Source organism: Deltaproteobacteria bacterium, from assembly GCA_021737785.1.
Classification (GTDB): Bacteria; Desulfobacterota; DSM-4660; order Desulfatiglandales; family Desulfatiglandaceae; genus AUK324.
In genome coordinates, this window is record JAIPDI010000065.1 from 1 (window position 1) to 23,232 (window position 23,232).

The following is a 23,232-nucleotide window of genomic DNA, read 5'->3' on the forward strand; positions in this document are numbered from 1 at the left end:
AGGGTTGGGGGCCAGGATACCCGGCGCAGTCAAAAACAGCGTTCGGGTCGTTATTACCGGACGGATTCATCGATCTCCATACTCTTCAAAACTTCGGCCTGCACCGTGTCCCATATGACCCTTTTTAGTGACAGATAGTCTTCTGAGAGCTGAACTGATACATCTCTGGGGCGGGGAAGGTCATTGTGGAGGTTCTGCGCGATTTGTCCGGGCCTTGCCGTCATGATGACAATTCTGGATGCGAGTATCAATGCTTCATCGATGGCGTGTGTGATGAACAGGACCGTTTTCTGCTGCTTTTCATAGATATGGATAAGCTGTTCCTGAAGGATCTGGCGGGTCATGGCATCCAGGGCTGCGAAGGGCTCGTCAAGCAGCATCACCTCGGGATCATTGGCCAACGCCCGGGCAATGGACACCCGCTGTTTCATGCCCCCGGAAAGTGCGTTGGGATAACTTCCCTCAAAACCGGTCAGACCCACCATCTCGATATAGGTGGCGGCAATGGCCGTTCGCTCTTTCTTGGGGATGCCTTTCATCTTCAAACCGAATGCAACATTGTCTAAGACGGTTTTCCAGGGAAAGAGCGCGTACTGCTGGAATATCATGCCGCAGCGGGGGTCTATGCCCCGCACCTCCGATCCGTCCAATAGGATTTGCCCCCGGGTCGGTGAGATAAAACCAGCGATGAGATTCAGAAGGGTGGTCTTCCCGCAGCCAGAGGCCCCTACAAAGACCACAAACTCCCCTTCCGCGATATCGAGAGAAATATCTTTCAAGGCGGAAACGGTCTTTTTCCCGCGCAAAAAATCCTTGGAAACGCCCTCAATCCTAATTTTGGGACCGTTTGTCAGGGAATCCAAGGCAATACTCTCCGCTCGAAGATCCGGAAGATCCCATCGATCCCCATGACTGTGAGGCTGATCAGGAGCATCCCCAAAAGGACCGTGTCGGTCTGAAAGTACTCCTTGCCATTCATGATCATGAATCCGAGTCCATTTCGGGCGGCTACCAGCTCCGCTGCAATGACGCACGTCCAGGCGATACCCAGCATCACCTTGAGACCGGCGATAATCTGCGGCAGGGCCGCCGGCAAAATCACCTCTTTGATCAGGTCCTTGCGGCCGGCCCCCAGATTCTGGGCCGCCCGGATCAGGACCGGATCGACATTCCTGGTGGCCTCGATCACATACAGAAGCGACGGTGCAAAGGACCCCATGAACACAATGGAATATTTTTGCGTTTCCGTAATCCCTAACCACAGGAGAGACAGGGGGATCCAGCTCATGGAGGGAAGCGGCCTCAAAAGGGAGATGATCGGATCAAAAACCGCTTTGAAAAATGGGGAGGTTCCTAAAAAAATGCCGAAAGGGATGGCCAGGAAGCCCGCCAGGAGAAAGCCGACCATCACCCGCCTCCCCGATGCCAGAATATGCTCGAAGAAAGCGCCCTGCTCGATCATCCGGATGGCGCGGGTCAGCACCTGCGATGGGGCCGGGAGAAAGATCGGTTCGATGAGCCCCATCCTGCAGACCACCTCCCAGAGGAGGATCACTGCGAAGAAGGAACCGATGCTCACGAAGATTTGCCATGTTTTTCTCTCGGATGCGCTTTTCATGGCTACCCCCCAGGCAAGAGGTTGGGATCGATCCATTTCCGGACACGGGGGGATCGATCGATCTGTCCTTTTTCAAACAAGAAATCAGCCAGTTTTTGAAGGCCGGCCACAAATGATCCGGGGTTGACCATCAACCTGCTTTGCGCATCCAGCGGATACCAGGTAATGTCCTTGAGCACGTTGACCTGGTCCTTCAGATCGAGCCGGGTCAATCCGGTAAGGACCCTGGCGCAGGCCTCGGGTTGATCTTTCAGCTCGGATACGCTCTGGAAATAGCCTTCAATAAAGGCCCGGGTGGTGTTGGGGCATTTCCTGGCGAATGCATTTCTCACCACCAGCACGTCAGGCCCCGGCCCCAGGCCGAATTCTTTGAACAGGCTGAACTGGGTATCATTTAGAAGGAGATGTGCCCTTTTCATGGCGAGGAGTCTGTTGAATACAGGCGTCCAGGCGGCGCATGCATCCACCTCCCCGGATTTGAATGCGGCCGGCATCTCCGAGACCTTCAGGTTGATCAGGTGAATATCTCTTTTCGGGTCCAGCCCTTCTGTTTTCAAGACGTCCAGGACAAGCACATGGGCGCTGGAGGCAAATGTAACAGCGAGTTTCTTGCCTTTAAGCGCTTTCACTGAGGGTATCCCTTCTCTTGCGATGATCCCCTCCACCGTCGCGTAGGAATCCTGGGTGCCGATAATGGAAAAGCGCTTAACCCCGGCCGCCATCAGGGCGATGGCGGAAATGGAGCCGGTCGATGCAAAATCGAGGTGGTCTCCCACAAGAGATCCCATTCTGCCGGAGGAGGCGTGGAACTGCTGGAACTGCACCTCAAGCCCCTTTTGCTGAAATACCCCGTTTTTGATGCCCACCCACACCGGATAATGACCGAGCCAGCTCGACCCGCCATAGACCACGTTCTTCTGTTCCAGTCGCTGTCCGGCAGTGACGGGAACGGGTCTGCAAAGCACACAAACCACCATAAAAACCCACCCCATCCTGAAAAAAACACTTTTCCTCATCCGAACCCCCTCCCTTAAGAAGACAAACAAAGAAACATGGGTCATCATATGCAACCTGTCCTGATGCAGCAGGAAAGTCATACCAGAATTCGCAGCGTTTATCAATTAACCACGGGAACGCGAAAGCCGGAGGATTGCCATGGGACTGAGAGACGTCTATAAGGAGGACTGAGGGACGGAAGTTGACATTGGGGTAAATATGGTTTAGTCGTCTCTTATGCCGCGACAAGCCAGAATTGATACGCCCGGTGCCCTCCATCACATCATGATAAGGGGGATCGAGTGAAGCTGGGGGACAATCCTTAACTAATCAAATAACTGTCTTAACATTTTAATTCAATGGGTATAATCAGCTTCAAACATTTCTGGATGACGCCCGTAGGAAACTGAATAACCTGACAAATCTTATCTGACGAAACAAGGACGACTCGGAATAGCGCGGGGGATCACAAACTCTTTGACAGAGGCGCGTTCACCGTCTCCCCCGACCTCCTCATCCAGGTATCGGACCGGGCCCACGGCACCCGCGGCTTCACGGAATGGCTGGGCGCGTACCATGGAAAACGTCTGCGGCCCTCACAGCGGCCGCCCTACTATTCCGAACCCACCTTTGCGGCCCGGCATGTGCGGGAGGTGTTTCAGGGGGAGGCGAGGTATGGCGGGAGAGTTATTTCTTTGATTTATGGTAACAAATGTGTTACCTTCTGGCAAAATGATCGAAATCCGCGAATATATTGATCGTCAAGGGCGCAGCACCTATGCCAACTGGTTTAATGGCTTGAATGCGCAGGCCGCTGCCAAAGTGGTGGCTGCCCTGGTGCGCATGGCGCAAGGCAATGTGTCCAATGCCGAAGGGGTTGGAGAAGGTATTTTCGAATGGCGGATAGATTTGGGACCCGGATATCGCGTCTATTTCGGAAAAGATGGAGATGAACTCATCATCCTTCTTGGTGGCGGTACAAAGAAACGCCAGCAAAATGATATCCAGAACGTCCGGATGGTGTGGAAAGAATACAAGGAAAGGAAGCGACAGGAGGGCTAACCATGGCGCTTACAGTTGATTTTAAGGAAACCGTCAAAGACAGGGTTGAACGTGATCCGGGCTTCCGCGAGGAACTGCTCAAAGAGGGTGTCGAGTGCCTCCTTGGCGGTGAAGTGGATGTTGGCAAGGCCATATTACGCGATTTCATTAATGCCACCATCGGGTTTGATGTTCTGGGATCACTTACAGATAAATCACCAAAGAGCCTGATGCGTATGCTGGGCCCGAAGGGCAACCCTCAGGCCCGGAATCTTTTTGAAATTATCGCACACCTTCAGAAACGCGAAGGCATCCGTTTTGAAGTGCGTACCGTGCGTTGAGTCAGCTTCCAAGCCTGCTGGACATCCATGAGAAACTGCTAAATAGGTGGGAATGGGGACGGGATGAGGGACGCAGCTGCGAAACTGCGTTATTCAAATTCTGCGGTCCATATAAATTCGGTGGTCCATGTATGGGGGACGGTACTTTTGTTGCGTTGTGCCAGGGGCTTATTCTCCTGAATCGAATTGGAGTGAACCTGCGGAACATCGATATACTCTAAATAAGAATCGATTCCCGATGAGTCATTCCAAAGGGTTTCGGCGTCTCTAAACGGCTGATGCTCAACAACAAGGAGGGGGGCCGGGCTGATGGTGTTATCAATTCTGCTTTCCAACAGGAGGTGCATTATGTTCATTGTCCATGTTTTCGTTCATCTCAAACCTGAGTTTGTGGAGGCATTCAAACAGGCCACCATTGAAAACGCCCGCAATAGCGTCAAAGAATCGGGGATCACCCGTTTTGACGTGTTGCAGCAAGGGGATGATTCGACCCAATTCTTGCTGGTGGAAGTATATCGCACAAAAAATGACCCAGCCAAACACAAGGAAACCGCCCATTACAAAACATGGCGTGATAAGGTGGAACAGATGATGGCTAACCCTCGCAGCAGCGTCACATACGGCAACGTTTTTCCTGATGAGCAAGGTTGGTAATGCGATGCGGTTCGAATTTGCAACCGCTACGCGGATCGTGTTCGGCTCCGGTGTCGTGCATGAAGTTGGGAAGATATCCGCCGGAATGGGCAAACGCGTTCTTGTTGTCACCGGCAAAACGGTTTCTCGCGCTGCCTTGTTGCTGGACATTTTAACAGAAGCCGGAATTGAAACCGTGACTTTTCAAGTCGCCGGGGAACCGACAATTGACCTGGTGCGGATTGGGATCGAGCAGGCACAGGCAGCCAACTGTGACATGGTGATCGGTTTTGGGGGTGGAAGTCCGTTGGATGCTGGCAAAGCCATTGCCGGGTTGCTGACGAATCCAGGCCAGTTGATGGATTTTCTGGAAATCATTGGTTGCGGCAAGCAACTGAAAAAGCCGGCTGCACCGTACATCGCAATCCCCACAACGGCTGGCACCGGTACGGAAGTCACGCGAAACGCGGTCTTAACCTCCCCGGCGCACAAGGCAAAAGTCAGTTTGCGAAGTCCACTGCTGCTGCCTCAAGTGGCATTGGTTGATCCGGAACTGACCTACACGCTGCCGCCCGAGATTACCGCAAGCACCGGTTTGGATGCCTTCACGCAGGTATTGGAGCCGTTTGTTTGCAGTAAGACGAATCCGCTTATTGACGCTCTCTGCCGGGAGGGGTTGCAAAGGGCAGCGCGGTCGTTGCGGCAAGTCTGCGAACATGGCGAGGATAAAGGGGCGCGGGAAGATTTGGCGCTTGTGAGCCTGTTTGGCGGATTGGCGTTGGCCAATGCTGGATTGGGAGCGGTACATGGTTTTGCCGCTGCGATTGGCGGCATGCTCCCTGCCCCCCACGGCGCGGTCTGCGCAAAGCTGCTGCCATATGTCATGGCAACGAATGTCCGGGCATTAAAGGAGCGTCAGCCTTACTGCGCCGCGTTGCATCGCTATCAGGAGATCGCCCGGATCCTGACCGGAAAGGCAAACGTAAGTGCCATTGATGGCGTGATGTGGGTCCAGGAATTGTGCTCGACCCTTCATATTGCGCCGCTTGCCAGCTATGGCATGGGTGCGGCAGATATTCCGACGGTTATTGAAAAAGCCGCCCAGGCCAGCAGCATGAAAGCCAACCCGGTTCCGCTGACGCGCCAAGAAATGCGGACTATTTTGGAAGAGGCGATGTGAAAAAGACAGACCTTGTGCAGGCAGGGGAACGTGTGGCTGCGGGACGGATAGAGATTAGCAATCCAGGCGGTCTTCCAGATGGACTGTCCCTGGAGGAGCTTGGAACACGGGCGGTTCCCCGTAACCGGCTGATTGCCGACATATTCCATCGAATGGGTTACGTAGAGCGGCTCGGGAGTGGCATTTACCGGATGAGGGCCGAGTCGGCCACCCGACATCTCCCTGCACCTCGCTTCCTGCCGACAATAAATCTTTCAGAGTTGAATTGTATTCTTCCTTTTTGACGTTGGGCATTTCCAGAAAAGACGCCGAAATCTGTCAATGGCTCTCTCACAAAAAGCAAGCCTCCATCAGAGAATTTGTGGAGGCATTCTCTATTCCCAAGGCCACCATGAACAGACGCCTATCCATGGGGAAGCAGCGGGACGCTCTTTTACAATTGAATTGCAGGTGAAAGGCATGCGGCAGCGGGACGCTCTCGGGAATGGGGGACGTAGCCGCCTGCTGGCTTTATTGATTCGAGCAGGTCGGAATAAGGATTGAAAAGGTGTCCCGAAACGCACGGAGCGAAGGATCGGCCGCGCTGCCGTAAGACCATGTGGCCCATATGAAAGGCGGAACGCTTTTCCTAACAAAGCATAAGACGAGGTTGTTATGAAACGATTCATAATTTATGCGTCACTATTGGTGTTGGCTGCGGGGTCTGCATCCTGTGGAGACAGCAATGCCTCGGAAGCAACTGTAAAAAGAGTTATATTTACACCTGATGCTCCTGAACCCATAGGCCCTTACAGCCAAGGGATACTCTTTGGGTGCACGCTCTATTGTTCCGGGCAGATAGGTATCGATCCCCATACAGGAGGGTTGGTTCAAGGGGGGACGGGAGCGGAGACAGATCAGACGCTTTTAAATCTCGGAGCCATACTCCGGGCGGCAAACATGGACTATGAGGATGTGGTTTCTGTTACCGTATTTCTAAAGAACTTGGATGAATATCCAGATATGAACGAGGTTTACGCCAGATATTTTGGCGTTGATCCTCCGGCCAGAAAGGCGTTGGAGGTGGGTCGGATACCTCAAAATGCAGGTGTTGAAATCTCCCTTATTGCCATGAAGCAAGGATAAAGGAACAGCCAGAAAGAGGCGTTTGGATCCGAAAAGGTAATGGATAATAGGGGACGTAGCTACGAAAATGCGCTATTCCAATTCTGCGGTCCATATAAATTCGGTGGTCCATGTATGGGGGACGGTACTTTTGTTGATATTTTCCAAGGCCTTATTATCCAGAATTGAACGAACTGGACAAGCACTGTACGAGAAGACCACGGTTAGGAGAAGAGATGAGTAAGAACGCTCCGACTTCGCTGAGGGAACCCCAACAAGGCGAGATTATTGTTTATCAATCCGAGGACGGGCAGATCAAGCTGGAAGTCCGACTGGAGGATGAAACCGTCTGGCTGACACAACCCTTGATGGCCGAACTGTTTCAGACCACCCAGCAGAACATAAGTTAGCATATTCAAAACATTTATGATGAAGGTGAGCTGGTTCAGGAGGCAACTCACAAGAAATTCTTGTCGGTTCGTCAGGAGGGCAATCGTCAGGTCCAACGGTGAGGAAAGGGGTCAAGTCTGCCTTTGACTCACCAATGGAAATATCGGACCAGGACCACGGCACCCACGGGTTCACCGAATGGTTGGCAGCATACCATGGAAAGCGGCTGTGAACCTGCGGGACAATCCATAAGAAACTAAATAAGTTTTTGAAATATGGGACTTTGTACTGAGAGTCTGATAATGCTGGCGCGTAATGGGTGTGTGGAATGGGGGACGGGGGGACGTAGCCGCCTCTGACTTTATTGATTCGAGCAGGTCGGATAAAGAATTGAAAAGGTGTCCCGAAACGCACGGAACGGCTGGGGCTTTTTGTATGGCCTCGGGCAGTCAGTTGTCCGGAGGGTGATAGGATCGGGCTTTGGGGATGGTGAATGAACACGTTGAATTCCAGGGAGATGGCGGGGCCAACGGCCCCTTTGCAACACAGGTGAACATGAAGCCGTTGCATGCACTTGACCATATTCGCCAGTCGGTTAACGGTTCGACAGACCGAACGGCGCGCGCCGGCATCGGGCAGTTTTTGACCCCCTGCCGCAATCGCCCAATTCATGGCTTCCCTCCCTGAAGGCGGACACCGGCATGAGAGGGCTGGGACTCCTCAACTGATCAAATGAACCTCTTATCTAAAAGGTCACGGCCAGGGAGGGACAATGGCTAAGAAAAACCAATTGATCCGCAACAGCACGGCTGAGTTCCTGATCTTTACGGGCCAAGCAGGAGAGCAGAGCATCGAAGCCCGGTACGAGGATGAAACCATCTGGCGAGCGGTTGGCACGGGCACGTCTACGCAGTGAGCCTCGAAACACGTCACTTGAAGATTGGACCCACTGATGAAAATAACCTATGACGCCATGCGCGGCTGAAGCATTTCATCCAGGAATGGGAGGGCACCCTCTTTGAATCCACGCTTCAGCAGTTTCAAACCGAATTCAACACTTTGAAACCATTGACACACCCCGGTTTTCTCTTTGACAGGCTTTGTGGGAAGGTGTTATTGTCTTTTTTCGAGGCCCTGAAGGAGCCTGCCGGGAACCGCTAACATTCGATTTCGCCATCACTGGCGGGGGCATGATGCTTGTCCATCTCGTCATCACCGATTTTGCCATCATCAAACATCTGGATCTGTCCCTGAGGGCGGGACTCAACATCCTCTCCGGTGAAACCGGCGCTGGAAAATCCATCATTATCAATGCCATCAACCTGATTCTCGGGGGCCGCTCGACAGCCGATCTTATCCGAACCGGGTGCACCGAGGCCGTGGTGGAAGGGCTCTTTGTCCTCCCACGAACCCCGGGCCTGGTGGACCTGCTGGAAGAGGCGGGCATCTCCTTTGACGGCGAGCTGCTGATAAAGCGATCCATCTCCCGTGAAGGGAGGAACCGGGTGTTTATCAACGGGTCGCTGGCCACCCTTCAGACACTTTCCCGCCTGGGGCCGAGGCTCCTCAGCATCTCCGGCCAGTATGCGCATCAGCTCCTTTTGAGACCGGAAAATCACCTCTATCTCTTAGATGAATTCAGCGGTCTTTCAGCGGAGCGTGTGGCGCTGGGCATGCTCTTTGACAGGCACTGCGCCCTGAAAGGAGAGATCATGTCCCTGGAAGCGGAGATCAGGTCACAGAAGGAGAGGGAGGAGTTGACCCGGTTTCAGATCCGGGAGATAGAGATGGCCGGCCCGGTCCCGGGCGAAGACGATCTTCTGGAAGAAGAGATGCGGCGTCTTCAACATGCGGAGGAACTCCTGGAGATTGCGGCAACCGGGTACCAGATCCTGTACGAAGACCAGAATTCCGCGCTTTCATCCGTGGCCGTCTGTGTTAAGACACTGGAAAAGGGATCGCGAATAGCCCCGGAACTGGCCTCTGTAAAGGCCTCTCTGTCGGACATGGAGGCACAGATAGAAGATCTCTCTTTTGCCCTCAGGGATTTTCGAGAGTCGGTACAGGTGGATCCCCAGCGCCTGAATCAGGTGGTGGAACGGCTGGACCTCCTGAAGAAACTCAAGCGAAAATACGGCGCCACCGTTGAAGATATCCTCGGGTTCAAAGAGACCCTGGCCTCAACCATGTTCGATCTGGAAGGAAAGGTCCAGGATCTTGGCCGGCTGAACCATGAACTGGCGGAAATGGCATCCGAACTCCTTGAAAAGGCCGAGACCCTTTCCCAAAATCGACAAAACGGGGCCGAGGATTTCAGGCGGGCCGTGGAGATGGAACTCCGCCAGCTTCATATGAAAGACACCCGGTTCAGCGTGGCATTTAAAGGCCGCAGGGAGGAGAACGGGCGCCCGGTGGAGGCAATTGTGGAGGATATGCGGCCCGACGGACTCGACCATGTGGAATTCATGATCTCTCCGAATCCGGGCGAGGAATTAAAACCCCTGTCAAGAATCGCCTCTGGCGGCGAACTCTCACGAATCATGCTGGCCGTCCGGACCATCCTTTCGAGGTCGGCCTCGGTGGAAACCGTTATCTTCGACGAGGTCGATGCCGGGATCAGCGGGGCCACGGCCGAGGTGGTAGGGGAGAAGATCGCTGCTTTGGCGCTGTATCATCAGATCGTGTGTATCACCCACCTCCCCCAGATCGCGTCACAGGGGACGACGCATTTTGTGGTCAAAAAGGAGGTCATGGAGGGACGAACCGAGGCGGCCATTACGGAATTGAGCCCCGAGGCGAGGACCCGGGAGATTGCCAGGCTGCTGGGCGGGCGGCGTATCACCTCCCGGGCCCTGGCCCATGCCAGGGAGATGCTGCAGCAGGGAACCCATCCGAAGGAAGACAGCGGCAAGCGGGAAAGCTCAAAGCTGGAAGCAATCACCAGGAAAGGCGCCCGGAATTGAATACAATTACCAGAGATAAATCTGATGAAAGAGATCGCCGTTACCGATATTGAAGGGATCAGCGTCGGCCACGCACAGGATCTGAAGGCCGCCACCGGATGCACCGTGATCATCGGCCGGGAAGGGGTGACCGCCGGCGTGGATGTTCGGGGCGGGGCCCCCGGTACAAGAGAAACCGATCTGCTGGACCCGGTCAACCTGGTCCAGCAGATCCATGGGGTGGTGCTGAGCGGCGGCAGTTCCTTCGGCCTGGACGCCGCATGCGGCGTCATGCAGTATCTGGAGGAAGAGGGGATCGGGTTTGACGCCGGGGTTACAAAGATCCCGATAGTGTGCGGGGCGGTCCTGTTCGATCTGGCCGTTGGCGACTACACTGTAAGACCCGACCGAAAAATGGGCCATGCGGCCTGCCTGGACGCCGGTATCCCAGGGTGCGCCGAAGGGTGTGTGGGGGCCGGGGCCGGCGCCACGGTCGGCAAGATCCTCGGCATGGACAGATGCATGAAGAGCGGTTTGGGCGCAATCTGTGTTCGGACGGGCGAGCTTGAAATGGGGGCAATCGTGGCGGTCAACTGCCTGGGCGATGTGATTGATCCGGAAACCGGGGAGACCCTGGCAGGTGTGTTGGATGAAGAGGGAAAGGGCCGTCTAAACACGGAAGAGATCATGGTTCGACAATTCGCCCACCGCAGGATGACGTTCGGCGGGAATACCACCATCGGGAGTGTCGTCACCAATGCCAGGCTTACCAAACCGGAGGCCAAAAAGGTGGCATCCATGGCCCATAATGGATACGGAAGGACCTTGAGACCGGCCCATTCCATGTTTGACGGGGATACGATCTTTGCCCTGGCAACGGGCCGGGTGGATGCGGATGTAAGCGTGGTCGGGATGTTGGCCGCACGGGTGGTGGAACAGGCTGTCGTCAGGGCCGTAAAGAAGGCCACGTCCCTCTGCGGGCTCAAGGCCTACTCGGATATCGCCGGTTAGATGGTCTCCGATCGAAACCCCCTCACCGGGATTTCTGGTCATCATTATTCGGTAATCGGGGCCACGTTCTTGTTCTTTATGCTCGAATCGTCGCGTTTCCCCCTCAGCGTCTCCTTAACCGGTCCTTTCCTGCCGACCAACACCTTCATGGCCCGGCTCCATCGGTCGATCCTGGAGAGGGTATGCTCCAGGACCTCTTCAATGTCTTCGGCCTTGAGGGGCTTCAACAGAAAATCAGAGGCGCCCTCGTCGAGGGCCTCGATCAGATTGTCCAACTGGTCGGAAGCAGTGGCCATGATCACCTGAACGCGATTTTTATACCTCTTTTTTATTTCCCGCAGAAGATCTATGCCGTCCACCTCCGGCATCATGAGATCGGTGATAACGATCACGAAATTCTGTTTTTCCAGCGCATCCAGGGCCTCTCTTGCCGAATAGACGCATTCCATCCGCCAGTTTTTCAGATGATGTCGCAGAATCCTGTGGGCTACCGGATCATCATCGACAAAGAGAATGGGGGCTTCAGGATTTCGAATCTCGGGGTTTTTTGTCATTTTACCGGTCTGCACTGCTGACGGTATCGGCTCCAAATATGCCGTGGGATTCAAACTGCAAGAAAAGCCGAATATCGGCGTTTCGGCTTTCTGAAACGGCCTGGCCGAAAATGGAGGTTGACGTTGATCGATTATTCACCGATAAGCCTCTGAAGGCACGGCAAGGACCCGACAGGGCTGTATTTAAAGAGCTGCAACCACACCGGACCCTGTAGACACTTACAACGATTTAGACTGAAAATCAAACAGAAATGAGGGCGGGGAAAATTCTTTTCCACGGCCGTGTACGGAAGATCGCGGCAGTTAAGGATTTGACAACGGGTGCCTGCCTGATATATCCTTTGTGGTGCCTGCACCCATTAACATTCTAGGCGGTATATGTCATGGCACAAGATTTTTACGGGATTCTGGGGGTGTCTAAAGATGCCTCTCACGACAAGATAAGAAAGGCATATCGTAAGCTGGCCCGAAAATGGCACCCCGACATCAACCCGGGAAACAAAGAGGCCGAGCAGAAGTTCAAGGAGATTTCCCGGGCCTATGAGTGCCTTGGAAATGAACAGAAGCGGAAGCTGTATGATGAATTCGGGGAAGAGGCGCTCCAGGCCGGGTTCGACGCGGAAAAGGCAAGGGAGTATTCCAAATGGAGTTCCTTTCAGCAGGCCGGGGGAGGGGCCCCAGGCGCAGAAGGGTTCGGACGGTATCAAAGCTACGAAGACATCTTTGGCGATATATTTGGTTCCGGCATGGGCCGGGGGGGCGGTTTCAAATCCACCATGGCCGCCAAGGGGAGGGATGTCCACCATGACATGACCATCGATCTCGCCTCGGCCCTGAAGGGATTCGAGACAGAGCTGGCCATGCAAAAGGCGATGACCTGCCCGGTGTGCCAGGGCACCGGAAGCGACCCGGGCGCCCCCATCACCACATGCCCCTATTGCGGCGGTTCAGGCCGGCAGGAGGTGGCCCAGGGTCCCATGCATTTCACCAAGCCGTGCCCGCATTGTCACGGAAACGGAAAGATGGGAAAACCCTGCGCCAGGTGCCAGGGCAGCGGGCAGGTCATGGGCACCGAGAAGATCCGGGTGGTCATCCCGCAGGGGGTACGGGAGGGCTCCAAGGTTCGTGTGACGGGCAAGGGCGAGCCGGGCCTCAATGGCGGCAAGCCCGGGGACCTCTACCTGATCATTCATCTGAAGCCGCACCCGTTTCTGAAAAGGGAGGGGGACGATCTTCTCATGGAGGTGCCGGTGACAATCGGAGAGGCCATGGCCGGCGGGACGATTCAGGTCCCCACCATTGAGGGTTCGGTGAAGGTCAAGGTGCCTGCGGGGAGTCAGAGCGGCCAGACGCTCAGGCTCAAAGGAAAGGGCGCGACCAACACCAAGACCAAACAGCGGGGCAATCTTCTGATCAAATTGGTTGTCAAGGTACCTAGGACAGACGATCAGGAAATCATCGAGACGGTCAAGAAGCTGGACAGCCTCTACGAACAGGATGTGCGGAGCGGCATCCGTCTTTGAAACGCGGGGAGAGGGAAATCCTTCAGGTTTTCTCGGTAAGTTCTTTTAGTTGGCCGGACAGGTCCTCCAGAATGGCATCGAACTGTCTCCTCATGTCAATTATGTTCTGACGCATTTGAAGGATGACCTCCACCCCCGACAGATTGATGTCCATCTCCTCTATGAGAATTTTTGCAATCCGCAGCTTTTCCAGTTCGCGAATAGCAAACCGCCGGGTCGGGAGGCCCTCATCGCAGGCCGGACATATAATCTCTTCTTCTTCCAGATCCCTGAGAAGGCCCTCCTCTACCTGGAAGAATTCCAATACCTCGGTAACTGACCATAATTCGTTCTTCATGCGCTTGTCCCTTTCACAGAGCGGCACCCTTTTTCTTGGATTCTATCATCCCGGCCAATAATTTTCAACTGCTAATCCGCAGGCGTGGGGCGGTCCTTTTTGGGGGATGAGGGGATTTGCGGAGGGACCAAATTGTGTTGGACATCCTTCAGGGATCATGCTATTTTGCCAGCTCCAATTCTCGGACAAGGGTCAGGAAGCCTCGAACAGAGAGGGTATGACAACAGGAGGGGTTATTTAATGGTATTGAGCATCATGAGAAGGCATGCCAAGTCTTGGCTGATCAAGTTCTTAATAGGCATCATCGCCGTGGTCTTTGTTTTTTATTTCGGGTATTCCTTTACCTCGGATCAGGCCCTGAAAATCGCCTATGTCAATGGAGAGGTCATCAGCGGGCCGGAATATGAAAAGACCTATCGGGACATGGTTGCCGCATATCAGACAAGGTACAAAGACATGTGGAATGAAAATCTGATAAAGGCGCTTGACCTGAGGACAAGGGCATTGAAGACCCTCATCGATCAGAGACTCATGACCCAGGCCGCAAAACGCTTAGGCATCGAGGTAACGGAGAGCGAGTGTCAGAACGCGATTTTGAATTATCCCGCATTCCAGATTAACGGCCGGTTCGACATGGGTCGATACCAGTCCCTTCTGGGCCAGAACCACATGACGCCGGAAGACTTTGAGGCATCAATCACCCAGGATCTTCTGGAGAGAAAACTGCAGCAATTCCTGTTCGCCTTCCTGGGGGTGACCGATCAGGAGATCCTGGAACACTATACATTCGTCAACGAGAAGACCAAGATCGAATTTGTGGCGTTCAATGCGGAAGATTTCAGGAAGTCGGTCACTCTTGATGAGGCAGGACTGAAGGCCTTCTTTGAAAGGCAAAAGGAAAGATACCGCATACCCAAACATATCCAGGTGTCCTATATCGAGATAGACCCCGATGACTTCAAAGAGGATGTGCGCATTACCGAAAGAGAGATCCAATCCTTTTATGAATATAATCACGAGGCATACCGCCGGGCCAAACAGGTAAAAGCCAGGCACATTCTGTTTGAGATTGGCGAGGAGGCCCAGAAAGAGGTGGAGGAAAAGGTCAGGAAGACGGCTGAAGCGGTATTGGCAAAAGCGCGCAAGGGGGAAGACTTTGCCAAGCTCGCAGCGGCGTACTCAAGTGGTCCGAGCAAGTCAAAGGGGGGAGATCTCGGCTATTTTGAGAAAGGTCAGATGACGCCGGCCTTTGAAGAGGTTGCTTTCAACCTGAAAAAGGGGGAGATCAGCGACCTTGTCCGCACCCCGTTCGGGTATCACATTATCCAGGTGGAGGATATCAAGGAGGCCCGCACCCAGCCGCTGGAGGAGGTGCGTGACCAGATCGTGGATGCCTTGACCATGAATATTGCTGCAGAGCGCGCCCATGAGAAGGGCCTGTCCATTGTGGACCAGATGCCCTATGATATCGAGCTGAGCGTCTACGCCAAACAGCACGGGCTCGAGGCAAAAAAGTCCGCCTTTTTCTCAGACACGGACCCGGTTCCGGGTGTTGACGGCAGTGAAAAGATGGCAGAAACCCTCCTGGCCCTGGGGAAGCATGAAACCACCGAACTGGTTGAATTAGAGGGCAAATTCTATATCTTTCAGGTAGCGGAGGTCAGGGAATCCTATCTGCCGGAATTGAAAGAGGTGGCGGAAAGGGTGGAGGAGGATTATCGGGACCTTATGGCGACGCAGAATGCCAATGCCGCCGCAACCAGCTATTTGAAAGCGCTTAAAGATGGAAAATCGTGGGAACAATTGGCCAAAGAACACGGTCTCACGCCGAAAGAAACCGACTTTTTTACCCGGCGGGGTCCAGTCCCGGATATGGGACAGGCGCCTGAACTGATTGAGACGGCCTTCAGACTCAACGCACAGGATAGATTCGCGGATAAGCCCTTTGTGAACGAGAACGGGGCATTCGTTATCAGGTGGGTGGAAAAAGAAGGCATCGATGAAACCGCCTTCGCCAAGGAAAAAAAGGAGTACGGCGACGCATTGGTTCAGGCCAAGCATCAACGCATTTTTCAAAACTGGCTTGAGAACCTTCAAGAGAATGCCGACATTGAAATTATCACCCCGGTGAAGGGAGAGTCGTGATTCAAGACCTATCGGGGTCAGGGGGAGAGGTAGCGATATAATGCCTCCGGCCATTGAGTGACAGGAAATAGCGGCCGCCGTCTTCTTCAACAAACTGGGCCAACTGATAATACGCAGCCCGGGTGAAACGGGCGGGGAAGACGTCCGATTTGACCGTGCAGTAAAGGACATGATCCTTTTCCACCCGCAGGGTGTCCGGAGACAGCACCTCCTGTGTATCATCGTTCAGACTGATCTTGATTCGTGAGGGTTGGCGACGGCTTCCCCGGTCAAGGGAGACACTGGTCACCACAAAGGCGGTATCCTCCACATCCACATAACACCGGGTATCATGCCAATTGATCACATACCTCCCCTCTGAATCCAGTTCCATATTCTGAAAAAAAAGCCGGATGAATTCCCGGTGGATCATCTCGGCGCCCTGGTGATACCAGCGACCTTCCTTATCAATAGATATGAGGCATGGGGGTATGGGTTCGCACTGCGCCGTCATCTTATTTTCCTGCTCATGATGAAATTTCGTCTTGATCCTCTCTGCCTCTGCCGGTTCATGGCCGCGGCCCAGACAGCCTCGGCGGGAAAAGAGACCCCTGCGGCCTGACGAGGATCTTAACCGATAAGCCGCCGACGCCTTCTCATGTTGCCCCGCAAGTCGGGACTCCGGACACAGGGATCTATACACCGGAAATGGTTTCGCCGTCAAGAGGGGTCGGGATGGGGCATCGGTCCCATAGGTCGGTGCATGGCTGCATAATTTCTGCAAAATACGGATTACAGGGTCACTGCATCGGTTTTGCCTTGCAAAATTGTGAATGGATTTTATAATCGATCCGAAGTGACGTCATGCCGAGGACGCTTGTCCCCGTGCCGGGAAGTCCATTCTCAGCCTAACATTGAGGAGGTCTTATGAAACAGACGCTGATTAAAATTTCCCTTTTCTTCATAGGCGTTGCGCTTACCTGCCCGGGATGCAAGACCCTGAGCCTTCCCACGGGGAGGGGATACACCCAACTGGTCCAGGAATATGTGGGGCATGAGGCGGACAGACTCGTGAATGAGTGGGGTTATCCGGGCAGGACATTCGATGCCCCTGACCAGGGCAAGGTATATGTGTATGTGGAGACGAGGGACGAATACACCCTGAACCCCCTGGCCCACTCGGCCCTCATTGAGTATCCGCCCCGGGTGGACCCCCGAAGCGGACGCACCGGTGAAAGCGCCGGAAAGGTTACGGGACAGACGGTATCTTCAATGAACTACTGCATTACCTATTTTGAGGTGAACAAAGACAATCAAATCGTCGGGGTGTTCTGGAAAGGCGATTGCAAGGCGTTGGAAAGGGCGGATGGGCAACCGGATGAGGGTGTTCCCGGATCAGAGGGGGGAGGCCGTTGAAGATAAGTAATGTCTCTGAAATGAGGGATCTGGACCGGACCGCCATTGAGCAATTCGGCATCAGGGAAGAGCTGTTGATGGAGAATGCCGGAAATGCGACCTATTCTGTCATTGCAAATGAGTTCGGCGTCAGGGGAAAGACTTTCATCGTCTGCAGCGGCATCGGGAATAACGGCGGGGACGGATTTGTCATTGCCAGGAAGATCCACTCCAATGGGGGAAAGGTCAAGGTATTTGTTTTAGGCGACAGGGCGAAATACCAGGGTGCGGCAAGACTGAACCTGGACATCCTCTCGAAACTGGGGATTTTCATTGGAGAGGTGACATCCGCGGATCCCATCAGAATGGATATCGGCCACACAGACGCCATCGTGGACGCCATCTTCGGCACGGGGCTTGTGCGGGAGGTGACAGGGGTCTATAGGGATGTCATTGAGCTGATCAACGCCAGCGGCAAGACCGTATTCAGCGCCGACATCCCCTCAGGGATTTCAGGCGATACCGGAAAGGTGATGGGGATCGCCGTTCGCGCCGACTACACCGTGACCTTCGGTCTTCCTAAACTGGGCAATATCCTGTTGCCGGGTCATGAGCTCTGCGGAAGGCTGTATGTCACACATATCTCCTTCCCACCTGTCATATATGACTCGGATGCACTCAAAGTGGAAGTAAATCGGCCCGGCATATTGCCTCCAAGGGACCGGAACGCCCATAAGGGGGATGTGGGGCAGGTCCTCTTCATCGCAGGCGCCTCCACCTATTTCGGGGCCCCCTATTTTTCCGCCCTCTCCTTCTTAAAGGCAGGGGGGGGGTATTCGCGGCTCGCGGCACCCGCATCCATCATCCCGTTTATCGGCGCCAAGGGGAGTGAGATCGTCTTCTTCCCCCAGAAAGAGACGGATGCGGGGAGTATCGCACCTGAGAATAAGAACGCCCTGGTGGACCTGGCCGCCAAAATGGATATGGTTGTTCTGGGACCCGGCCTCTCCCTGAATGAAGAAACCCAGGCCCTGGCGAGGACGTTGACCAGAGAGATCCATCGGCCGATTCTCATCGACGGTGACGGGATTACCGCTGTTTCACAGGATCCGGAGGTCTTGAGACACCGAAACGCCTATACTATTCTTACCCCGCACCCGGGGGAGATGGCGAGGCTCACCGGATTGAGCATTCAGGAAATCGACGGCGACAAGATCACCACCCTTCAGCGGACGTCAAAGGATCTCAATGCAACGGTGGTGCTGAAGGGGGGGCGTTCCCTCATAGGATTTCCCGACGGGAAGGTGTATGCCAATATGACCGGGAATCCGGGCATGGCGAGTGCCGGATCAGGAGATGTCCTGACAGGGACAGTGGCTGCCATGTTCGGCCTGGGCCTGTCTCTGGGGGAGGCGGTCTTGAAAGGGGTCTTCATTCATGGATTTGCCGGGGATCTGGCTGCAGAGGAAAAAGGCGAGGACGGCATTACCGCCCAGGATATCCTTGAGCATCTGCCACTTGCCATGAAAATGGACAGGGCCGGACTGAGTGAGACATACCGCTCCCGCTACCGCGGAGCGCAACGGATTTAGACGTCTTGAAATCACCGGGTCCCGACGCCCTGGTCAGTTCCCAATCCATAATGGTGTCGTTTAAATTCACACCATGTGGCATTCCTGATACACCTTGAATCTGATTTTGCCGATGCCGGGGATAACCGTCAATAATTTATGCGTTGCCTGCCGGAATTTATTGACAGGGAGGGATCGCAGGCAGCATGTTTATCCCGGATAAAGTTTGGGCCCTTCGGGAATTCCCACGGGCGGAGATAAGGGTTGAACTGAATCCATGCAGCCTTTTTTTAAGCGCTTTGGCAATCGATTAAGGCATTTATAAGTGGGCCACCCACGGATTACGTTATAAAATCCTGACTTCCGGGGAGAATGTGAAAAACAGCAGCCGGTGAACCGAAGCGGCCAGTCAGTGATTATCCTCTATTTGTGATAAAGCTTGGCAGGGGTTTTGCAAAGAGATTCAAGGGAGAATCGAACAGCGAAAAAAGGCTTCTCGCATGTGCGTGCATCTTTTGTCCCGGGATCTTAAACCACTTAGGAGGGAAGATTAATAAGGGACGGAACAACGGCATGCCGGGAAGCCTTTTTTAATCCCCCTGTCTCCCTTTACCCCTGCGCTTTTTCTTCCCGGATACCCCGCATAAACGATCCTATGCCCCCATACACAGAACGAACCTACAGAAGACGGATCCGGCCCAAGGGGCTGTGCTGCTTTGAGGTAACTGTCAGAGAAACAGATCTCTGGGTTTGCACCGGCAGGGATTTGGAAACGGAAACCAGGGACCTGGTATTCGCGGCCAGGCTCCAGCTGGAAACCTATATCCAATACCATCCGGAATTTCTAACGTCTCTCGTTCCCCTGAAGGAAGACCCGTATGCCCCCCAATTCATAAGAGAGATGATCCGTGCAGCAGGGAAGGCCGGCGTGGGACCCATGGCCGCTGTTGCCGGCGCTATTGCCCAGCAGGTCGGAGAAGGGCTCCTGAATCTGACGGATCAGGTGATTGTTGAAAATGGGGGAGACATATTCCTGAAAGCCGACCGGCCCCTGACCGTATCTATGTTTGCAGGGACCTCGCCTCTCAGCGGGAGGTTTGGCATCCTCATCCCCCCGCGACAGATGCCTTTAGGCGTCTGCTCTTCATCAGGGACCGTCGGCCACTCCCTGAGTCACGGGATTGCGGATGCGGTCTGCCTTCTGTCGCCATCAGCCGCTTTGGCCGATAGTGCGGCCACCGCCCTGGGAAACAGAGTCAAGAGGAAGCGGGATCTTGAGAACGCCGCGGGGTGGGCCGATCGAATTGAGGGGATACTGGGAGGTGTGGTCATACTGGGAGACGCCATGGCCACATGGGGGGACGTTGAACTGGTAGAGATATGAGAAAGGAGGCGCCCCGCAAAAGGACGCGGGATCTTCGACAAGGCGCAAGGGATTGAGGGATTACACACAAATTGCGAATCCGGCAACTTCTCCCGGATCAAATCAACCCAACGAACCCAAGCGGCCCGACAAACCCCTAAAGCGGCCTGACAGCGGCAACCAAACAGGTTTCACCCAAGTCCCAGTAGCGTTCCGGACGCCCGTGGGGGTCTCTGCCCAAGAGCTGCAATAAAATGCGGTCGTATCGTTCGGCGGCCGCCCCCGGGCTCCGAATAATGTTTACGGAAAGGCAGCAAGGACATACCGTCCCATAAAAGGCAGTACTTGGGGCTGGAACAGACTGTATTGTAAAGCCCTGCTGCCGTCCCCAGGAGCTGTATTCGGTTTTTGCTGCTCTTGGGCAGAGACCCCCACGGGCAAACTTCTTCGCACGTTGCAGAGAAGTTACAGACAAAGAGTCTAACCCGGCCGCCCTTTTCAGAGATCATAGAGGGTCTCATCCACCCGGGGAGGCCGGTATCTGACGCCTGAGGCCGATTTTTTTTCAAAGGCAAACGGCTCTTCTCCTTCCAGAAGATCTCCCATTTCCGCTTCAATGGCTTCCGGGTCCTCCCCCGCCTCCATCCTGCGCAGGGCTTCTTCCATTCCGGAACCGAGATTTACCCCGGTCATATCTGTCAATTTTCGCATAAGGTTGGCCGCCTGCTTCGGATCGTTCTCATCCAGATGCTCCGCCTCCTTTGCAAGAAGGTTCATGGCCCTTTCCATCTTACCTTCGTCAATGTCGGGCATGGGGGCCTCCTCTTCACTGGTCTGGTTTCGAGGGCTCGCAAAGACCGACATCCTTCGATCAAGTCTGAGCTTTCCGCACTTGGGGCATGCAGGCCGTCTTTCCGTGTTTATTGTCTTTGAGAAAAAATTGAATATCACGTGGCAGTCAGGGCAGTAAAATTCGTAGATCGGCATTGTTTCAAACCTCGCGAAGGGGGTATTTTGAAGCTTAAGATACCGGCGTTTCCGCGTTCCTGTCAAATCATTTTTGAAACCCTTCGAGATTTATGCCTTGTCTTTTTTTTTCTGTTGGTATACTTTTAATTTTTATTCAAAATGGCCTATTTTCGTGAACTGATCTGTTATGAAAAACATTATGAAAATCGGCGTCCTCTCAGATACCCACCTCCATCAGGTGACCGGGGAATTGGTCGGGATCTATGATCGTTATCTATCTGATATGGACCTGATCCTCCACGCGGGCGACATTGTATCGCCGGAGATCATTGATTTTCTGAATGCAAAGGATTTCCATGGTGTCTGCGGTAATATGGATTCCAAGGCCGTCAAGCGGCTGCTTCCGGAAAAAAAGGTTATTCATTCATCTGGGTATAAGATAGGACTGATCCATGGGTGGGGGCGGTCCGACGGGCTGGAAGATCGCATTCGCCCCCTGTTTCAGCAGGTGGATGTCATCGTATACGGGCACTCTCACATCGCCTCGAATCACGTGAAGAACGGGATCCTTTTTTTCAATCCCGGTACGGCAACCGGCTACAGCGCTTCAGGGGAGCACAGTATCGGTGTACTGGAGTTGGGCGAAACCGTACGCGGTGAAATCATCGATCTTTGAGGGACCGATATGAAGGTATTATGGGCGCCGTGGCGCATGGAATATATCCTTTCGGAACAGAAAGCAGAGGAGTGCATCTTCTGTCCCGGGGACAATCGCGATATGGATAGATCAAGACTCATTCTGCAGGCGGGTGATCTGTCCATGGTAATGATGAACCGCTTTCCCTATATCAATGGACACCTCCTGGTCGCCCCGGTGAGGCACGTCAGGGAATTGGCGTCGCTCTCACAGGATGAGAGGGCGGATCTCTTGACAATGGTCACACGTTCTGTTGAAATCCTGAAAAAGGTCATGAACCCCGAAGGGTTCAACGTGGGGATGAACCTCGGCAAGGTGGCGGGGGCGGGTGTTGAAGAGCATATGCACTTCCACATTGTCCCCCGGTGGAACGGCGATAACAATTATATGACGGTCTTGGGGGAGGTTAGGGTGATTCCAGAGCACATTGAGGAGACCTATCATAGACTGTTGCCCTATTTTAAAGAAGTTAACATCCTTGATGGAGGTGAGGAATGAGACATGTAAAGGCGATTATTGTCATTCTGTTTTTGCTTGTTGTGGTTATTGTAGCGGTTCAGAACTACCAGGCCCTGGCAACCGTCATCAGTTTCAAGATCGACCTGCTTTTTTTCAAGGCTGAGACCTCCGGCCTTCCCGTATTTCTGATTGCCATTATCGCGTTCCTTATCGGTGTATTGAGCATATGGGTGTACGGGATTTCCGAACGTCTTCAGTTCAAGCGGCAGATCAAGATACTGAGGAAAGACGTAAAGGACAAAGAGCAGGAACTGAACTCCCTCAGAAACCTCCCTGTTACCAGCGAGACGATGGATTCGGACCATCCGCCCTCACTGCATGAGACATAGCGTGAGGCATCATGGAATATGGATGGGGTGTCTTTCGATTGGGTAGACGGGGCGATCTTCCGTTATATTCCTGAACATCTATCTCACGGCTGCTCAAGATAGGAGATCACGGTGCTGCAATCCGCGTGGCAGTGGCTTCTCGAACCGGGAGGCCGGCAAATCCTGATCGTCTCAGTGACCGCCCTGCTGATCGGGCTTTTTCTGGGTTCCCGGATCAGGCCTGTGAACAAGGATAAAAAGAAATCCCTCTCCAGCACGGGCGATAAATCCTTTTTTAAGGGTATCCAGTTCCTCCTTTCAGACGATCACGATCAGGCCATCGAAGAATTTACCAAGTCCGTACAGGTGAACTCAGACACCATTGAGACCTATGTGGCACTGGGCAATCTGTATCGTTCAAAGGGCGACATAGACAGGGCCATCCGGATCCGGCAGAATATTATATTAAGACCCAATATTGATGGTCTCGTAAAAAGTAAAAGTTAATTAAACGATTGAAATAATTGTAAATAGACTCATTTTTAGCTTGCTTTTTGCCCTACATTTTGGTATAGAAATAGACCAGTTGTTAACCCATTGTAGGTGAAAAGCATGA

The 23,232-nt window shown here is 53.7% G+C and carries 25 protein-coding genes and 1 pseudogene; 19 read left to right on the plus strand and 7 right to left on the minus strand.

Translation table 11 applies throughout. The features are described 5' to 3' along the window. Positions 1-53: 53 nt before the first annotated feature. Genes K9N21_21625 through K9N21_21635 form a run of 3 tightly spaced genes read right to left on the minus strand, consistent with a single transcriptional unit; the run spans position 54 to position 2,610 of the window. Positions 54-863 (minus strand): ABC transporter ATP-binding protein, encoded by an 810-nt coding sequence (locus tag K9N21_21625; protein MCF8146517.1) that lies wholly within the window; start codon positions 861-863, stop codon positions 54-56. Beyond that, on the minus strand, positions 851-1,618 hold the full coding sequence (locus K9N21_21630; protein MCF8146518.1) for an ABC transporter permease: 768 nt from the start codon (positions 1,616-1,618) through the stop codon (positions 851-853). Before K9N21_21630 ends, K9N21_21625 begins: the two co-directional genes overlap by 13 nt. Positions 1,619-1,620: 2 nt before the next feature. After that, the gene (locus K9N21_21635) at positions 1,621-2,610 is read right to left on the minus strand and encodes an ABC transporter substrate-binding protein (GenBank protein MCF8146519.1); all 990 of its coding nucleotides are present in this window, start codon (positions 2,608-2,610) and stop codon (positions 1,621-1,623) included. A 739-nt stretch (positions 2,611-3,349) separates the two neighbouring features. Here K9N21_21635 and K9N21_21640 point away from each other — a divergent pair. The 10 genes and pseudogenes from K9N21_21640 (at position 3,350) to K9N21_21685 (ending at position 11,256) form a co-directional block, all read left to right on the plus strand. Beyond that, positions 3,350-3,676, plus strand: coding sequence for a type II toxin-antitoxin system RelE/ParE family toxin (locus tag K9N21_21640; GenBank protein MCF8146520.1), 327 nt, complete (start codon positions 3,350-3,352; stop codon positions 3,674-3,676). A 2-nt stretch (positions 3,677-3,678) separates the two neighbouring features. Further along, positions 3,679-3,996 carry a transcriptional regulator gene (locus tag K9N21_21645; protein MCF8146521.1) on the plus strand — a complete coding sequence of 106 codons (318 nt, stop codon included), beginning with the start codon at positions 3,679-3,681 and terminating at the stop codon, positions 3,994-3,996. Positions 3,997-4,344: 348 nt separating this feature from the next. Continuing rightward, complete coding sequence (locus tag K9N21_21650; protein MCF8146522.1) at positions 4,345-4,650, plus strand: antibiotic biosynthesis monooxygenase; 306 nt, start codon at positions 4,345-4,347, stop codon at positions 4,648-4,650. After that, a complete protein-coding gene (locus tag K9N21_21655) occupies positions 4,634-5,809 on the plus strand; it encodes an iron-containing alcohol dehydrogenase (protein MCF8146523.1) in 1,176 nt (391 codons plus the stop codon). Before K9N21_21650 ends, K9N21_21655 begins: the two co-directional genes overlap by 17 nt. Continuing rightward, entirely contained in the window at positions 5,806-6,093 is a 288-nt protein-coding gene (locus tag K9N21_21660; protein ID MCF8146524.1) for a hypothetical protein, read from the plus strand. Before K9N21_21655 ends, K9N21_21660 begins: the two co-directional genes overlap by 4 nt. 370 nt (positions 6,094-6,463) lie before the next feature. Continuing rightward, positions 6,464-6,934: a Rid family detoxifying hydrolase gene (locus K9N21_21665; GenBank protein ID MCF8146525.1), complete on the plus strand. Its 471-nt coding sequence runs from the start codon at positions 6,464-6,466 to the stop codon at positions 6,932-6,934. A gap of 215 nt (positions 6,935-7,149) precedes the next feature. Continuing rightward, positions 7,150-7,422 (plus strand): annotated as a pseudogene (locus K9N21_21670) (hypothetical protein). Between the two features lie 653 nt (positions 7,423-8,075). Then, positions 8,076-8,219, plus strand: a complete 144-nt coding sequence (locus tag K9N21_21675) for a hypothetical protein (protein ID MCF8146526.1) — start codon at positions 8,076-8,078, stop codon at positions 8,217-8,219. 274 nt (positions 8,220-8,493) lie between these two features. Further along, positions 8,494-10,266 carry a DNA repair protein RecN gene (gene recN, locus K9N21_21680; protein MCF8146527.1) on the plus strand — a complete coding sequence of 591 codons (1,773 nt, stop codon included), beginning with the start codon at positions 8,494-8,496 and terminating at the stop codon, positions 10,264-10,266. A gap of 24 nt (positions 10,267-10,290) precedes the next feature. After that, complete coding sequence (locus K9N21_21685; GenBank protein ID MCF8146528.1) at positions 10,291-11,256, plus strand: P1 family peptidase; 966 nt, start codon at positions 10,291-10,293, stop codon at positions 11,254-11,256. 44 nt (positions 11,257-11,300) lie between these two features. Here the strand turns inward: K9N21_21685 and K9N21_21690 are convergent, their stop codons facing one another. After that, positions 11,301-11,810, minus strand: coding sequence for a response regulator (locus K9N21_21690; GenBank protein MCF8146529.1), 510 nt, complete (start codon positions 11,808-11,810; stop codon positions 11,301-11,303). Positions 11,811-12,193: 383 nt separating this feature from the next. On the opposite strand from K9N21_21690, the gene dnaJ reads away from it, so the two are divergent. Then, positions 12,194-13,333, plus strand: a complete 1,140-nt coding sequence (gene dnaJ, locus K9N21_21695; GenBank protein MCF8146530.1) for a molecular chaperone DnaJ — start codon at positions 12,194-12,196, stop codon at positions 13,331-13,333. Positions 13,334-13,355: 22 nt separating this feature from the next. Here the strand turns inward: dnaJ and K9N21_21700 are convergent, their stop codons facing one another. After that, on the minus strand, positions 13,356-13,670 hold the full coding sequence (locus K9N21_21700) for a hypothetical protein (protein MCF8146531.1): 315 nt from the start codon (positions 13,668-13,670) through the stop codon (positions 13,356-13,358). Positions 13,671-13,910: 240 nt separating this feature from the next. Here K9N21_21700 and K9N21_21705 point away from each other — a divergent pair, with 240 nt between their 5' ends. Further along, entirely contained in the window at positions 13,911-15,815 is a 1,905-nt protein-coding gene (locus tag K9N21_21705; GenBank protein ID MCF8146532.1) for a SurA N-terminal domain-containing protein, read from the plus strand. Position 15,816: 1 nt separating this feature from the next. Here the strand turns inward: K9N21_21705 and K9N21_21710 are convergent, their stop codons facing one another. Continuing rightward, positions 15,817-16,308, minus strand: coding sequence for a DUF1285 domain-containing protein (locus tag K9N21_21710; protein MCF8146533.1), 492 nt, complete (start codon positions 16,306-16,308; stop codon positions 15,817-15,819). Positions 16,309-16,721: 413 nt separating this feature from the next. Here K9N21_21710 and K9N21_21715 point away from each other — a divergent pair, with 413 nt between their 5' ends. The 3 genes from K9N21_21715 (at position 16,722) to K9N21_21725 (ending at position 20,144) form a co-directional block, all read left to right on the plus strand. After that, entirely contained in the window at positions 16,722-17,210 is a 489-nt protein-coding gene (locus tag K9N21_21715) for a hypothetical protein (GenBank protein MCF8146534.1), read from the plus strand. Further along, positions 17,207-18,781, plus strand: a complete 1,575-nt coding sequence (locus K9N21_21720) for an NAD(P)H-hydrate dehydratase (GenBank protein MCF8146535.1) — start codon at positions 17,207-17,209, stop codon at positions 18,779-18,781. Before K9N21_21715 ends, K9N21_21720 begins: the two co-directional genes overlap by 4 nt. 634 nt (positions 18,782-19,415) lie before the next feature. Further along, entirely contained in the window at positions 19,416-20,144 is a 729-nt protein-coding gene (locus tag K9N21_21725; GenBank protein MCF8146536.1) for a UPF0280 family protein, read from the plus strand. 477 nt (positions 20,145-20,621) lie between these two features. Here the strand turns inward: K9N21_21725 and K9N21_21730 are convergent, their stop codons facing one another. Continuing rightward, positions 20,622-21,110 carry a zinc ribbon domain-containing protein gene (locus tag K9N21_21730; GenBank protein MCF8146537.1) on the minus strand — a complete coding sequence of 163 codons (489 nt, stop codon included), beginning with the start codon at positions 21,108-21,110 and terminating at the stop codon, positions 20,622-20,624. Positions 21,111-21,291: 181 nt separating this feature from the next. Between K9N21_21730 and K9N21_21735 the strand changes: the two genes are divergently transcribed. The 4 genes from K9N21_21735 to K9N21_21750 all read left to right on the plus strand — a co-directional run bounded on the left by K9N21_21735 (position 21,292) and on the right by K9N21_21750 (position 23,123). Beyond that, entirely contained in the window at positions 21,292-21,768 is a 477-nt protein-coding gene (locus K9N21_21735; GenBank protein MCF8146538.1) for a metallophosphatase family protein, read from the plus strand. 9 nt (positions 21,769-21,777) lie between these two features. After that, complete coding sequence (locus tag K9N21_21740) at positions 21,778-22,287, plus strand: HIT domain-containing protein (protein ID MCF8146539.1); 510 nt, start codon at positions 21,778-21,780, stop codon at positions 22,285-22,287. After that, positions 22,284-22,637 (plus strand): LapA family protein, encoded by a 354-nt coding sequence (locus K9N21_21745; GenBank protein ID MCF8146540.1) that lies wholly within the window; start codon positions 22,284-22,286, stop codon positions 22,635-22,637. The genes K9N21_21740 and K9N21_21745 overlap by 4 nt, the downstream gene beginning before the upstream one ends. 111 nt (positions 22,638-22,748) lie before the next feature. Next, on the plus strand, positions 22,749-23,123 hold the full coding sequence (locus tag K9N21_21750; protein MCF8146541.1) for a hypothetical protein: 375 nt from the start codon (positions 22,749-22,751) through the stop codon (positions 23,121-23,123). Positions 23,124-23,232 lie beyond the last annotated feature (109 nt).